A 14,956-nucleotide genomic window follows, 5' to 3' on the forward strand; every position below is an offset into this window, starting at 1 on the left:
GTGTGAGGTAAAATTTCTTCAGTAGATATTTCGTGATAGAGCAAGTCTAAAAACTACATTATCGGTATCAAGTCCGATTATATTTTCCTCAAATGTGCTTCTGAAGTTGTTTAACAAAGGTTAAATTAATATTAACAATAAGTGTTTTATTTGCAAAAATGATAGTGTTACTATTATATTTGCGAACTTTAATATTATTGAATGGAAAATCTGTTTGCCAGTTTGAAAATAGAGGTTAACCCAAACCTTTATGTAAAGGATCCGGAATCTTCAGCATTAGGTAAGAAGATCGTGGGACATAGTATTCTTTTGATTAATGAAATTGGATTTGAGCATTTTACTTTTAAAAAGCTTGGAGCGCAAATAGGCTCTAATGAGAGTTCCATTTACCGTTATTTTGAAAACAAGCATAAGTTACTACTTTATCTCACATCCTGGTACTGGGGATGGAAAGAATATCAGCTTGTATTTGCTACAGCCAATATTCAAAATCCCGAAGAAAAACTGGAAGCTGCAATTGAGGTATTGACCCGCTGTGTTGAAAAGGATTCCATTATTTCCCATATTGATGAAGTTATTCTGAACAAAGTGGTAATTAATGAATATTCTAAGTCTTATCTTTCCAAAGAAGTGGATAAAGAGAATAAGGAAGGTTTTTTTGCTATTTATAACAGATTGGTCGTGCGTCTTAAAAACATTATATTGTCTGTGGATAGGAACTATCCCTTTCCTTCTTCTTTGGCCAGTACAATTCTTGAAGGGGCGTTGCATCAGCATTTTTTAAAGGAGCATTTTTCTTCCCTTACAGAGTGTAACGATAAAATAAGGCCTTCTGAATATTTTATTCATCTTGTTTCTTCAACCTTAAATTTAAATAAATAATGGCAAAAGGATCCTCTGCCCTTGATCGATTATATGGATTGTTAAAACTCGACAGGAGAGATGTACTGCAAACAATCTATTATGCAATTTTCGCCGGTTTGCTTAACCTTTCGGTTCCACTTGGAATTCAGGCAATTGTAAACCTTATTCAGGGCGGTCGTGTAAGTACTTCCTGGATTGTACTGGTTGTACTGGTTACCCTGGCTGTTGGTTTTGTTGGGGTTTTGGAACTAATGCAGGTGCGGATTGTAGAAAACCTGCAGCAAAAAATATTCACGAGGTCTGCTTTTGAACTTACCTACAGATTTCCGAAGATAAAAATGGAAGAACTAAACTCCTCCTATCCTCCGGAACTTGCTAATCGGTTTTTTGATACCATTGATGTGCAGAAAGGTGTGGCAAAACTTGTGCTTGATTTTCCGGCGGCTTTATTACAAATCTTTTTTGGATTAATTCTGCTTTCCTTGTATCATCCGTTCTTTATAATATACGGTTTTTTGCTGGTCATTCTTCTGTGGCTTGTTTTTAAATTTACAGCCCGTAGGGGTTTGGATACCAGCCTGGACGAATCTAAAAATAAATATAAAGTTGCGCACTGGCTTCAGGAAATGGCCCGAGCTCTTATTAGCTTTAAAATTTCGGGCAAAACAAGCCTTGCAATGAAAAAGAGCGATTCGTTAACAAATAAATATCTTGTAGCTCGTGAAAGTCATTTCGGCGTGTTAAAAATTCAGTACATAAAACTTATTATTTTTAAAGTGCTGGTTACGGGAGGTCTTTTGGTAATTGGCGGTATGCTTGTTTTAAATCAGGAAATGAATATCGGGCAGTTTGTAGCTGCGGAAATTATAATTCTTCTTATAATGGGATCTGTGGAAAAGCTTATAAAAGGCCTTCCTACCGTTTACGACCTTTTAACTTCTTTGGAAAAAATAGGACAGGTGGTAGACAGGGATCTTGAAAAAACTGAAGGTGAAAATACGCTTTCTGAGCTTCCTTTAACAGTAGAATTATCTGATGTTTCTTATACTGCTTCTAATGGAAACCGGATTATCTTAAAAAATATATCCTTTACAATTCCCGCAGGCAAAAAAATACTCATTAAAGGATCTAACGGAAGTGGACGAACCACATTATTAAAAGTAATTGCCGGAATTCTTGAACCAACCAAAGGACAGATGTATATTAATAATCTTTCCCTAAAGAGTTTAAAAATTAACCAGTACCGTGGCCGTTTGGGGGTCTATTTGCCTGAAGAATTTCCTTTTGAAGGAACCTTACTGGAGAATATAACCTTTGGAGACCACTCAATCCCGGAAAAGGATGTGCAATGGGCTCTGGAGGTTATGGGCCTTTCAGGTTTTGTAAAAGAACAACCCAATGGGCTCAACAGTATCATTTTTCCTGAAGGAAAATATCTTTCTTCTCTTATTGCAAAGAGGATAATCCTTGCTAGATCGATTGTAAGAAAACCAGATATCCTTATTTTGAAGGAGCCGTTGGAGTTATTTGAACCGGAAGAGGCTTCCCGTCTTCTTCAGTTTTTTAATGATCCTGTCCATCCCTGGTCCCTTATCGTCGCAAGTAGAAATGAAAACTGGCAAAAGGTATGTGACGAAACGATCATTCTGGAAAATGGTACAATAAAGAATTAATTTTAGCAAAAGATGCTTAATATATCAAAAGAGAAACTGAACAGGAAGGTAGACCTTTCAGAATATAAATCTGTGAAATATGCTTTTCACAAAACACAATATGGCCTATTAAACAAGTTTCTTCTGGGGTTTGCAATTTTTATAGTTTTAGTTATGTTCCTGCCCTGGACGCAGAATGTCTCCGGTACGGGATATGTTACGACCTTAAGTCCCGAGCACAGGCCCCAAACCATACAATCTGCCATTCCTGGCAGGATTGAAAAATGGTTTGTGGAAGAAGGCGAATTTGTTAATAGAGGAGACACCATTCTTCATATTTCAGAAGTTAAGAGTGAATATTTTGATCCTATGCTGGTGGAAAGAACCGGAGATCAGATCGAAGCAAAAACAGGGTCTGTAAATTCTTATGGAGGTAAAATTATAGCTCTTACCGCTCAGATTGCTGCTTTACGGAACGAATTGGCATTAAAATTACAACAGGCGAATAACAAACTACGACAGGCTAATTTTAAAGTGGAGAGCGACAGTATAGATCTTGAAGCAGCCAGGACAAACCTGAATATTGCTCAAACCCAATACGAACGTACTGTACAATTGCAGGAGGAAGGTCTTAAAGCATTGCCCGATGTGGAGGAGAAAAGATTAAAACTGCAGGAAACTCAGGCTAAATTAATTTCCCAGCAGAATAAATTACTGGCGAGTGAGAATGAAGTTATTAATGCGCAGCTGGAAATTAACCGTGTTGAAGCAGAATACGCAAATAAAATTGCTAAAGCTGAAAGTGATCTTAATACAGCAAGATCCAATCAATTGGATGCCGAAGCTCAGGTTAGCAAATTGGAAAGTGACTATTCCAATTATTTAATTAGAGGCCAGATGAATTATGTTTTAGCACCCCAAAGCGGATATATAACTAAAGCCTTGAGGGCCGGGATAGGAGAGACATTTAAAGAAGGAGAGCGACTGGTGGGAATTATGCCTTCAGATTTTATGCTGGCTGTAGAAACTTATATAGAACCACTTGATATTCCTTTAATTCATATAGGAGAAGAGGTAAGGGTGCAATTTGACGGCTGGCCATCTATTGTTTTTAGTGGTTGGGAAAACCTGTCCTACGGTACTTACGGTGCAAGGGTAGTTGCCGTGGAGAATTTTATTAGTGATAACGGAAAATATAGGGTGCTTCTTGCACCAGATCCTGATGATCATCCATGGCCCGATGCAATTAGAGTAGGATCTGGAGCAACAACTCTTGCCTTATTAGAGGAAGTGCCTATCTGGTACGAAATATGGAGAAATCTAAATGGTTTCCCTCCAAATTACTACCAGCCTGAAGGTTCTTCTGCAGCAAAAAATGAAAAGAAGTAACATGAGAGGATATTTGCTTTTATTTTGTCTTTTTTCTTGTTTTCTCCTTAAAGCACAGGAACAACTTCCGGAGGTCTTGACTTTTGAAGAATATATGGCCTATGTAAAACAGTATCATCCTGTAGCAGGACAGGCAGAGCTTCAGATTTCTATGGGAGAAGCTGAGATGCTAAGGGCTCGGGGCGGTTTTGATCCAAAAATTGAAGTGGATTATGACAGGAAGAAGTTTAAGGGAACAGAGTATTACGACATCTTAAATTCCACATTTAAAATCCCCACCTGGTATGGAGTAGAGGTAAAAGCCGGTTTTGAACAAAATGAGGGATATTATTTAAATCCGCAAAAAACAGTGCCAGAGGACGGACTTTTTAGTGCTGGTGTTTCTGTAGATGTGGGACAGGGAATGTGGATTAACGATCGTATGGCCACTTTACGAAGTGCACGAGTTTTCCGGCAGCAAACCATAGCCGAGCGGGAATTATTTTTAAATGAGGTGCTTTATGATGCAGCAACTGCATATTTCGATTGGCTAAATGTTTATAATGAGGTGATTATATATGAAGAGTTTTTGGAAAATGCAGCGGAAAGATTTTTGGGTGTAAAACAAAATGCCCTTTTGGGAGAAGTAGCCGCTATAGATACGGTGGAAGCGAAAATTCCTGTCCAAAGCCGTACTTTGGAGCTGGAACAGGCAAGGGTAAGACTAATGAAGGAAAGACTTAACCTATCTAATTATCTATGGCTTGCGAATAATGTACCGGTAGAGCTACAACCTAATATTATTCCGGATATAAGTCTGCAACAGGAGCTGGATGAAACACTTGAGCTCCCGCAGTTTATGCCAGATGAGATAAACATTGAAGATCATCCTAAATTGCGTTCTTTGGAATTTAAATTACAGGCCCTGGAAATTGAACGTCGCTTAAAAGCTAATAAATTATTGCCCGCTATAAATTTAGAGTATAATTTTATAACTCCAGAGCCGGAGTTTCAAACTCTGAATACAGCAAATTATAAAGCAGGAATAAGTCTAAGTGTTCCTTTATTCCTTCGGAAGGAGCGTGGCGATTTACGACTGGCCGAATTAAAGTTGCAGGATGCCTCTTTTGATCTTCAGTTAAATGAGCGACAAATTGAAAACAAAATAAGAGCTGTGTTTCAGGAATTGGAGTCTTATAGAATTCAAAATGTTGTTGTAGAGGAAATGGTTGAAAATTATGTTATAATGCTTGCTGCCGAGGAACGACGAATGAGCTTTGGTGAAAGTTCTATTTTTCTAATAAATAGCAGGGAAATTAAACTTATTGAAGCTCAATTAAAACAAAATGAGGTGCTTACGAAATTTTTATATGCAAAAGCACGACTTTTCCAGAGTCTGGGAATAGTTCCAGAGCTCGATTAGCGATATTTTTATAGTTGGAAGGGATTTCTCTTTTTCTTTCATCACCTTATCGTACTTCTATTTAGGTATATTTTTTGATATCTATTTCTCATAGGTTTAGAATGATAGAAAGTTAACAGAGCCTTTTAAAGCTTCTGTTTAAAACAAACCTATATATCATTCTGAAAAAATATAATTAATAATTTTAAAATAGAGGAGGACCTATAATGTACATCCTAAAATCTTTGTTTGGTTTCGGATCCCGAACCAATACAAAAATCGAAATCCTTAAAAAGTCTCAGTTTAAAAAACACCTTTTAGAAACCCGAGGTTTGTTAATTGATGTTCGCACCCCAAAAGAATTTGTTGAAGATCATATCGAGAATGCCAGGAACATCAATTTTTATGATTCCAGATTTTTAACCAGGGTGAAAGATATTAATAAAGATAAACCTGTTTTTATTTATTGCCGAAACGGTGCAAGAAGTGCACGTGCAGCAAAAAAAATGGTAAAGCAGGGCTTCTCTCAGATCTACGAACTGAAGGGCGGGTTCTTGGCCTGGCAGAAATAAATAATCCTGAAGGATTTTCAGCCACTAGTTTCAATATTTTTGGAGTTAGTGGTTTTTTATTTCAATTTTATGCATTATCAACTTATCCCGAAATTTGCAGAATTTTCCAGCTGGATTTTCCAACATTCTGTACGAACCAATTTCATTTTTTCCTTCTGAAATTTGCTCTATCCCCGTTAATTTTTGATTAAATTTATTGCGAACAAAAGCATTTAACGGTGATTATTTAATAAATTGATAATCATATAGTTAGATGCGTGTTTTAGTATTTTTTTATGGAAAATTTAGAATACGCAAGGCTGCAAATGGCCTTTACCCTGGGCTTTCATATTATTTTTGCCTGTATTGGGATGGTAATGCCTTTTTTTATGGTAATAGCTCATCGCAAATGGTTAAAAACAAGAAATCCGCTTTACCTTAAGCTCACAAAGGCATGGTTAAAAGGCGTAGCAATATTCTTTGTGACCGGGGCAGTCTCTGGTACGGCTTTATCTTTCGAGCTCGGGATGCTTTGGCCAGAATTTATGAAACATGCAGGACCCATTATAGGAATGCCGTTTTCTTTGGAGGGAGCGGCTTTTTTTGTGGAAGCAATTGCCCTTGGTTTTTATCTCTACGGCTGGAATAAACTTCCCGAAAAGTTTCACTGGTTTACAGGTATAATAATTGGCATTTCCGGGGTGGCATCTGGAATTCTTGTAGTTTCTGCAAATGGCTGGATGAATGCCCCTTCGGGTTTTGATTATATTAATGGTGAATTCCTCAATATAGATCCTGTACAGGCTTTCCTCAATCCTGCGTGGTTCACCCAGGCATTGCATATGACACTGGCGGCTTTCGTGGCAACAAGTTTTGCAGTAGCCGGACTCCATGCGTTTCAGATTTTGCGCGGCAATAGTCCCGAACTTCATAAACAGGCTTTTAAAATAGCAATTTCCTTTGGTGCGGTCGCAGCACTTTTGCAGCCGTTAAGCGGGGATCTTTCAGCAAAGGATGTTGCAGAAAGGCAGCCGGTTAAACTTGCTGCCATGGAGGCTCATTACGAAACCGGAAAAGGTGTTCCGCTTTATATTGGTGGGATTGTAGATGAAGAAAATAAAGAAGTAACTAATAAAATAGAAATTCCCAATGCGCTCTCTTTTCTGGCTTTCGGGGATTTTGATGCAGAAGTTCGTGGTTTAAATGATTTTCCTGAAGACGAACTTCCACCGGTTGCTATCGTGCATTACGCTTTCCAGACCATGGTAGGGATCGGTACACTGCTTATGCTTGCCGGACTCATTTATTTTATTAGCCTTAAGAAGAAATCCTGGATGGAAAGCCGCAAATACTGGTGGTTTTTTATGTTACTCGCACCATTGGGATTTATTGCTTTGGAAGCCGGTTGGATAGTTACAGAAGTTGGACGGCAACCGTGGATCATCCACGGTATAATGCGTACTGAAGATGCCGTAACTCCAATGCCGGGAATGAAATTTAGCTTCTTTTTGTATTTGCTGGTTTACATTACCCTTGCCTTTACGGTTACCTGGCTTATGAAAAGGCAAATTAAAGTATTAAATGAAGATACCGAATAAACTATGTTATACGTCGTCCTGTTTTTTACACTCTTCTCTTTCTTCCTTTATGTGCTTCTGGGTGGCGCCGATTTTGGTGCGGGGATCGTAGAACTTTTTTCTTCCCGGGAAAACAAGAAAATTAACCGGGACACGATCTATAAAGTAATGGGGCCGGTTTGGGAAGCCAATCATATTTGGCTAATTATCCTAATCGTTATTCTTTGGATCGCCTTTCCTGTGTATTTTAATGTGATTATCATTTATTTGCACATTCCGCTTACGCTGGTACTTTTGGGGATTACGATGCGCGGGGTAGCATTTATTTTCAGGCATTACGATGCCATAGAGGATCGTTCGCAATATTTCTATAATGCCATGTTCCGTATCTCAAGTTTTATTACACCCGTTTTCCTTGGTATGTCATTTTCGGCTTTAATTGGTGGGAAAATCATTAGAACCGAAGATTATGCTGCCTATACTTTTCAGGATATTTTTATGGATCCATGGTTCAATATTTTTTCTCTGCTCGTGGGCCTATTTTATGCAGCGCTATGTGCTTTTCTTGCTTCAACTTTATTAATTGGAGAAAGTGAGGGGAAAATTAGAAAAATGTATAGCCGAAAATCGCGATATTTTACCATTGCCCTTGTTTCTATAGGATTTGTACTTATCGCTTACGGCTATATTTCGAATATTAAATTTATCGGGGATTTTGTTACCAATCCGGTTTCTTTAATTGCCGTTGGTTTGTCGGGAATTCTGCTTATTCCGCTTTGGAATTCCATCAGGAAACAGAACAGAATTGCCAGTCGATACTTGGCAGGTTTCCAGGTGATCCTCATTTTATTTGCCGCACTTTATGCACATTTTCCATATATTATTATTACTACTGAAGAGGAGTTGAGCATTCTTGAAGGAATTGCTCCGGAATCTACGATTAGCAGCCTCGGAATTTCACTTATTATCGGCGGATTTGTTATCTTACCAGGACTTTTTCATCTTATGAAATCCTTCAATATGATAAAAGTATATGAAAAAGATGCAGAGGAACTAAAGGGTTAGAAATTAGATCAATAACGTGGCAGGAATTAACGACTTTAAAAAATCATTTGGAAAAAAACCTGAAGGGGAACGGCTGGAACGTATAAAGAAATCTTCCAATTATTCTGAAGGAAAATTTCAGAATGTGCAGCCAACAGCTGTAAGTCCGGAGGATGTTTCAACCATCACTGTTCTTAAAGATTTTATGACACGGCCAAAGTCGGTTAAACCTTCCGCAGAAATTCCAAATGTAAAGAGCGATTTAAAAGAACTTTCTTCAGAAAAACCTGCGATTGTCTGGTTTGGCCATTCCTCTTATTATATAAATTACAGCGGTTTCAGGATCCTTGTAGATCCGGTTTTCAGCGGAAATGCTTCTCCTGTGAAATTCTTCGGAAAATCTTTTTCGGGAGCAGATCATTATGAAGTCGAAGATTTCCCTGAAATAGATTTGCTTATCCTCACGCACGATCATTACGATCATCTGGATTATCCTACAATTATTAAACTGAAAGGGAATGTAAAAAAGATAATCACCTCTTTGGGAGTGGCATCGCACCTGGAATATTGGGGATGGAAGAAAGCTGATATTACAGAATTGGATTGGTGGGAAGATAAGCGCATTAATGAGAACCTGAAAATTACAGCCGCTCCTTCCCGGCATTTTTCCGGCAGGGGAACTACACGTTTTAAGACGCTCTGGTCATCTTTTATTCTGGCATTTAAAGAATATAAAATTTATATAGGAGGAGATTCTGGTTACAGTCAGCAGTTTAAGGAAATTGGAAGAAGGTTTGGTCCTTTTGACCTCGCTTTTCTGGAATGTGGGCAGTATAACGAAAACTGGCCGGAGATTCATATGTTTCCGGAGCAGACAGTCACCGCTGCAAAAGATTTGAAAGCCAAAGTGGTAATTCCGGTGCATTGGGGAAAATTCACTTTATCATTACATCCCTGGAACGAGCCTATTCAAAGGTTTGTGGCTTCCGCAGAAAAAGCAGGGCAGCATTATGTAGCACCAAAAATTGGAGAACCTTTTCGACTGGGAGAAGATTTTCTTCAGGAAACCTGGTGGAAGTTTGAGAAAAATTTATAATTGTACAGATCCCGAATTTTGATGAATGCTGATATTTGCCAATTTTCGACCTCTATTTTTATGGCTTAAATGGACCCACAGTTAATAAAATCTTCTCTTAAGATCAAAAGAAACTCAGAGTGGGCGAACAAATTTCGCTCCTTTAAACTTGTTTTAGACGGCGAAATCCTGGGTTATATTGAAGATCGGGAGGTTAAAGAATTCAAAATTTCTCCCGGTAAACACACATTAAAGGCAAAACTTGGTTGGTGCGGAAGCAAACCAGTTATTTTTGAAGTTATGGAAGGGGAAGAGAAACTCGTAGAAGTTAAAGGTTTTATTTTTTCTAGCTGGTTTCTGCCTGTAGCACTTCTTAACGGCATACTCTACTTTTATCTGGAGGTGGTATATGATATAAGCTCTATTATTCTCGCTTTTCTCATGTTCTTTTTTCTTGGTTATTTACTTTACTTTATCACCTTTGGCAGAAACCATTATCTACGGCTTATTGAGTATAATTAATTTGTCCTCTAAACCTTAATTGTAACAAATGTTACTTTAATCAAGCTTCAAAAAGAATATTTTTGCTGTAGAAACATGATGGTGTGGAGAAGTATCTAAAAATAATTGGCGATTCTTTTACGGGTTACTTTAATTACCTGGTTTTGGAAATTACCAATCCATCATGGACAAATTATTTGTACTGGCTTCTTGGTCTTTCTTTGCTGGTATGGGTGCTGGAAGTTATAGTTCCCTGGCGCGGGAATCAGAAGGTTTTTAGAAAAGGATTTTGGCTGGATACATTTTATATTTTTTTTAATTTCTTCCTTTTTTCACTCATTGGTTACAATGCCCTATCTAATGTTGCTGTAGAACTATTTAATGATTTTCTCCGGCTGTTTCATATTGAGAATATTATTACATTTCAGGTTCAGAATCTTCCTTTTTGGGTGCAGTTGCTTATTATGTTTGTTGTGGCTGACTTTATTCAGTGGAATGTGCACCGACAACTTCACCGACAGCCATGGCTTTGGGAATTTCATAAGGTCCATCACAGTGTAAAGGAGATGGGATTCGCCGCGCAATTCCGTTTCCATTTTATGGAAACCATTATTTATAAGACGGTACAGTACATTCCGTTGGCGATGATTGGGTTTGGGATTCAGGAATTTTTTGTAGTACATATGTTCGCGGTTTTTATAGGTCATTTAAACCATGCAAATCTCAACTGGAACTACGGCATTTTTGGATATATTTTTAATAATCCGCAAATGCATATCTGGCATCATTCAAGAGAATTACCTGAAAATCACCCGCACGGAATGAATTACGGACTCTCACTTAGTATCTGGGATTATCTCTTCGGAACAGCTTATATTCCAAAGAACGGGCAAAAAATTAGTCTTGGTTTTGCAGGGGATGAAGATTTCCCTGAAGATTTTAAAAACCAACTGGCGTTTCCATTCCGAAGGAAAAAGAATAATACAGCTGTAAAGCTTTCAAAAACATTCCGAAAAGAGCAGAAAACAATCTGAAGTCTTAGAAGTTTCATTTGTGTTTTATTTTTGCATTCTTTCTTTTAACCACCTGAAGCTATAACTTGTTTTCTAAAAGCTATGCAAAGTCTTTAATTATTACTTCAAACTTTTTCTATATTTACGAAACCGGCTTTAAAAGCCTCTTTTAAGTAAGAAATATGGAAAAAAAATATAAGGTTAGGGTAAACGATAATTACAATTATAAGTTTACCAATGATGAAATTACCGCTTTAGATCAACAAAAACTTACCACTTCAAAATTCCATGTTTTAAAGGAACATCATTCTTTTAAAGCTGAAATTCTAAATTATGATTTTAACCAAAAAAAATATTCGGTCAGGATCAATTCCAACATTTATGAGGTTGATATTTCTAATGAACTGGATTTGCTTATCGAGGAAATGGGGCTTTCTTTAGGTTCTGCGCAGGCTGTAAACGATATAAAAGCACCAATGCCGGGACTGATCCTGGATGTAGTGGTAAAGGAGGGTGATAAGGTAAAAGAAGGAGATTACCTGCTTGTGCTGGAAGCTATGAAAATGGAAAATACTCTTACCGCTCCCGGCGACGGAATTATAAAATCTGTACATGTAGAAAAAGGGCAAACGGTAGATAAAAATCAGTTATTGATCGAGCTGGAGTAAATTAGTAAAGAGTCAAGCGATCAAAAAAAGCTTATCTTAAAAAAGATAATTACAGATGAAAAAAATATTAGTAGCTAATCGCGGGGAAATTGCATTGCGGGTGATGAAAACCGCTCAGAAAATGGGAATTAAAACCGTGGCTGTTTTCTCTAAGGCAGACAGGAATGCGCCGCATGTAAAGTTTGCAGATGAAGCGGTTTGCATTGGAGAAGCGCCTTCCAGCGAATCATATTTGCGTGGGGATAAAATTATAGAAGTTGCAAAAGATCTTGGAGTAGACGGCATCCATCCCGGCTACGGATTTTTAAGTGAAAACGCAGGTTTTGCCGAAAATGTGGAAAAAAACGGTATCACCTGGATTGGCCCCGGCTCCAAAGCGATTAAAATTATGGGAAGTAAACTTGCCGCCAAAGATGCGGTGAAGAAATACGACATTCCAATGGTTCCCGGAATAGATGAGGCTATAACCGATGTGGAGAAAGCTAAAAAAATTGCCGGAGAAATTGGTTTTCCAATCCTGATTAAAGCTTCTGCCGGAGGCGGCGGAAAAGGAATGCGAATTGTCGAAAAAGAAAAGGATCTAGGCGACCAGATGCAACGCGCGATTAGCGAAGCGGAATCTGCTTTTGGGGACGGATCGGTTTTTATTGAAAAATATGTTGGTTCTCCACGGCATATAGAAATTCAGGTTTTATGTGATACGCATGGTAATTCTCTTCATCTTTTTGAACGGGAATGCAGCATTCAGCGGCGCCACCAGAAGGTTGTGGAAGAAGCACCTTCGGTAATTCTCGATGAAAAACTTCGGAAGGAAATGGGAGAAGCTGCCGTAAAAGTGGCCAAGGCTTGTGATTATGTTGGAGCTGGAACTGTGGAGTTCCTGATGGATGAGAACAAGAATTTTTATTTCCTTGAAATGAATACGCGTCTGCAGGTAGAGCACCCGGTAACCGAATTAATTACCGGAATCGATCTTGTGGAGCAACAAATAAAAATAGCGAGAGGTCAAGAACTGCAGTTTTCGCAAGATGATCTAAAAATCAATGGCCATGCGGTGGAACTGCGCGTCTATGCTGAAGATCCCATGGAAGACTTTATGCCCAGCGTGGGAACTCTGGAAAGATATCGCGGTCCGGCAGGTGAAGGAATCCGTTTGGATGATGGTTTTGAGGAAGGAATGGAAGTTCCCATCTATTACGATCCAATGCTCGCTAAACTCATTACTTACGGGAAGAGCAGGGAAGAGGCTATTCAGCTTATGATAAAGGCGATAGATCAATATGAAGTTAAAGGAGTAATGACAACGCTGCCCTTCGGGAAATTTGTCTTTGAACATGAATCCTTCAGAAGTGGAAATTTTGATACACATTTTGTAAAAAAATACTATTCCGCAGAAAAAATGGAAGCTAAAATTGAAGAAGAAGCGAAACTTGCCGGATTAATTGCGCTTAAACAATATTTAAAGGATCAGAAATTAGTCCGTTTACCAAAGTAAAAGTTTTGAATATTTCAGCATTCAAAATTCAAAATCAGAATTCTAAGAGATGAGTCAGAATATAGAAAAGTTAAACGAGAAGATTAAAGAAGCTCATTTGGGTGGCGGTGAAAAACGGATTGCCAAACAACATGAAAAGAAGAAGTTAACTGCCCGGGAAAGAGTAGATTACCTGCTGGACGAAGGTTCTTTTGAAGAGCTGGGGATTCTGGTAACCCACCGTACCACCGATTTTGGAATGGAGAAACAACAATATTACGGTGATGGAGTTGTGACCGGATATGGTACTATAAATGGCCGGCTGGTATATGTTTTTGCTCAGGATTTTACAGTTTTTGGCGGTGCTTTATCTGAAACCCATGCCGAGAAAATCTGCAAAGTGATGGATCACGCCATGAAAGTGGGAGCGCCTATTATAGGACTTAATGATTCTGGTGGTGCCAGGATTCAGGAAGGGGTGAAATCCCTGGGCGGCTATGCCGATATTTTTTACCGGAATGTGCAGGCGTCTGGCGTAATTCCCCAAATTTCAGCAATTATGGGACCTTGCGCAGGGGGAGCCGTTTATTCCCCGGCAATGACAGATTTCACACTTATGGTGCAGGATACCAGCTATATGTTTGTTACCGGCCCTAATGTGGTAAAAACGGTGACTAATGAAGAGGTAACTTCCGAAGAACTGGGCGGTGCAAGTACACATTCTAGAAAGTCGGGCGTTACACATATTACCTCGCACAACGATATTACCTGCCTGGAAGATATAAAAACGCTGATGAGCTACCTTCCGCAGAATAACAAAGAAACCCCTGAAAAGCTGCCTTACGAGTTGGGTGACGAGATTAGAGAAAATTTAGATACTTTGGTGCCGGATAGTTCCAATAAACCTTATGATATGCACGAGGTGATAAAAGGAATTATAGATCAAGATTCGTTTTTTGAGATTCATAAAGATTATGCCGATAATATAATTGTAGGTTTTGCGCGGCTTGGCGGCAGAAGCATTGGTATCGTGGCGAACCAGCCCATGAGCCTTGCCGGAGTCCTGGATGTGGACAGCTCTAAAAAAGCGGCCCGTTTTGTACGTTTCTGCGACTGTTTTAATATTCCGTTACTCGTGCTGGTCGATGTACCGGGCTTTCTTCCGGGAACAGACCAGGAATGGAATGGAATTATCCTGCATGGAGCCAAACTATTGTATGCTTTGAGCGAAGCAACGGTGCCTCGGGTAACTGTGATTACGCGTAAAGCTTACGGCGGAGCTTATGACGTGATGAACAGTAAGCATATTGGTGCCGATCTTAACTTTGCGTGGCCTACTGCGGAAATTGCCGTAATGGGAGCCAAAGGTGCGAGTGAAATTATTTTCAGAAAAGAAATTCAGGAAGCGGAAGATCCTGAATTGAAACTTTCTGAAAAGGAAGCCGAATATGCCGAAAAGTTTGCCAATCCGTTTAAAGCGGCGCAACGCGGATTTATAGATGAGGTGATCATGCCCAGAGATACCAGAAAAAAGCTGCTGAAGGCTTTCAGTATGCTCGAAAATAAGCAGGTATTAAGGATAGACCGGAAGCATGGGAATATTCCATTGTAGTTTTAAGCTAAAAAGATAAGGAGTTAAAGAGGAAAAGAGGAGAGGAGAAAGAGGAGAGATTTGAAAATTTGAAAAATGAATTCGAGAAGAGAACAACATTTCAAAATTTAGAATTCAATATTTAAAACAAGTTTCCAGGTCGATAATTGGCATTT

At 38.8% G+C, this 14,956-nt stretch carries 13 protein-coding genes; all 13 read left to right on the forward strand.

Features of this window, described 5'->3' with window-relative positions:
- Nucleotides 1-201: 201 nt before the first annotated feature.
- The 13 genes from RM549_RS04450 to RM549_RS04510 all read left to right on the forward strand — a co-directional run bounded on the left by RM549_RS04450 (nucleotide 202) and on the right by RM549_RS04510 (nucleotide 14,801).
- Entirely contained in the window at nucleotides 202-882 is a 681-nt protein-coding gene (locus tag RM549_RS04450; protein ID WP_311682074.1) for a TetR/AcrR family transcriptional regulator, read from the forward strand.
- On the forward strand, nucleotides 882-2,537 hold the full coding sequence (locus RM549_RS04455) for a peptidase domain-containing ABC transporter (protein ID WP_311682079.1): 1,656 nt from the start codon (nucleotides 882-884) through the stop codon (nucleotides 2,535-2,537). Before RM549_RS04450 ends, RM549_RS04455 begins: the two co-directional genes overlap by 1 nt.
- A gap of 12 nt (nucleotides 2,538-2,549) precedes the next feature.
- Nucleotides 2,550-3,905 carry an HlyD family secretion protein gene (locus RM549_RS04460; RefSeq protein ID WP_311682086.1) on the forward strand — a complete coding sequence of 452 codons (1,356 nt, stop codon included), beginning with the start codon at nucleotides 2,550-2,552 and terminating at the stop codon, nucleotides 3,903-3,905.
- Complete coding sequence (locus RM549_RS04465) at nucleotides 3,892-5,307, forward strand: TolC family protein (RefSeq protein WP_311682091.1); 1,416 nt, start codon at nucleotides 3,892-3,894, stop codon at nucleotides 5,305-5,307. The genes RM549_RS04460 and RM549_RS04465 overlap by 14 nt, the downstream gene beginning before the upstream one ends.
- Nucleotides 5,308-5,513: 206 nt before the next feature.
- Nucleotides 5,514-5,858: a rhodanese-like domain-containing protein gene (locus RM549_RS04470; protein WP_311682096.1), complete on the forward strand. Its 345-nt coding sequence runs from the start codon at nucleotides 5,514-5,516 to the stop codon at nucleotides 5,856-5,858.
- A 275-nt stretch (nucleotides 5,859-6,133) separates the two neighbouring features.
- Nucleotides 6,134-7,435 carry a cytochrome ubiquinol oxidase subunit I gene (locus RM549_RS04475; RefSeq protein ID WP_311682099.1) on the forward strand — a complete coding sequence of 434 codons (1,302 nt, stop codon included), beginning with the start codon at nucleotides 6,134-6,136 and terminating at the stop codon, nucleotides 7,433-7,435.
- A 3-nt stretch (nucleotides 7,436-7,438) separates the two neighbouring features.
- The gene (locus RM549_RS04480) at nucleotides 7,439-8,479 is read left to right on the forward strand and encodes a cytochrome d ubiquinol oxidase subunit II (protein ID WP_311682101.1); all 1,041 of its coding nucleotides are present in this window, start codon (nucleotides 7,439-7,441) and stop codon (nucleotides 8,477-8,479) included.
- Between the two features lie 16 nt (nucleotides 8,480-8,495).
- Entirely contained in the window at nucleotides 8,496-9,554 is a 1,059-nt protein-coding gene (locus RM549_RS04485; RefSeq protein ID WP_311682103.1) for an MBL fold metallo-hydrolase, read from the forward strand.
- A gap of 69 nt (nucleotides 9,555-9,623) precedes the next feature.
- Nucleotides 9,624-10,055: a hypothetical protein gene (locus RM549_RS04490; RefSeq protein WP_311682104.1), complete on the forward strand. Its 432-nt coding sequence runs from the start codon at nucleotides 9,624-9,626 to the stop codon at nucleotides 10,053-10,055.
- Between the two features lie 83 nt (nucleotides 10,056-10,138).
- Entirely contained in the window at nucleotides 10,139-11,068 is a 930-nt protein-coding gene (locus RM549_RS04495; RefSeq protein ID WP_311682112.1) for a sterol desaturase family protein, read from the forward strand.
- Nucleotides 11,069-11,229: 161 nt separating this feature from the next.
- Complete coding sequence (locus tag RM549_RS04500) at nucleotides 11,230-11,715, forward strand: acyl-CoA carboxylase biotin carboxyl carrier protein subunit (protein ID WP_311682119.1); 486 nt, start codon at nucleotides 11,230-11,232, stop codon at nucleotides 11,713-11,715.
- Between the two features lie 55 nt (nucleotides 11,716-11,770).
- Nucleotides 11,771-13,210, forward strand: a complete 1,440-nt coding sequence (accC, locus tag RM549_RS04505) for an acetyl-CoA carboxylase biotin carboxylase subunit (RefSeq protein ID WP_311682125.1) — start codon at nucleotides 11,771-11,773, stop codon at nucleotides 13,208-13,210.
- 49 nt (nucleotides 13,211-13,259) lie between these two features.
- Nucleotides 13,260-14,801 (forward strand): acyl-CoA carboxylase subunit beta, encoded by a 1,542-nt coding sequence (locus tag RM549_RS04510; RefSeq protein WP_311682131.1) that lies wholly within the window; start codon nucleotides 13,260-13,262, stop codon nucleotides 14,799-14,801.
- The last annotated feature ends 155 nt before the right edge of the window (nucleotides 14,802-14,956 follow it).

The sequence above is a fragment of the Autumnicola patrickiae genome (assembly GCF_031846525.1).
GTDB lineage: Bacteria > Bacteroidota > Bacteroidia > Flavobacteriales > Flavobacteriaceae > Autumnicola > Autumnicola patrickiae.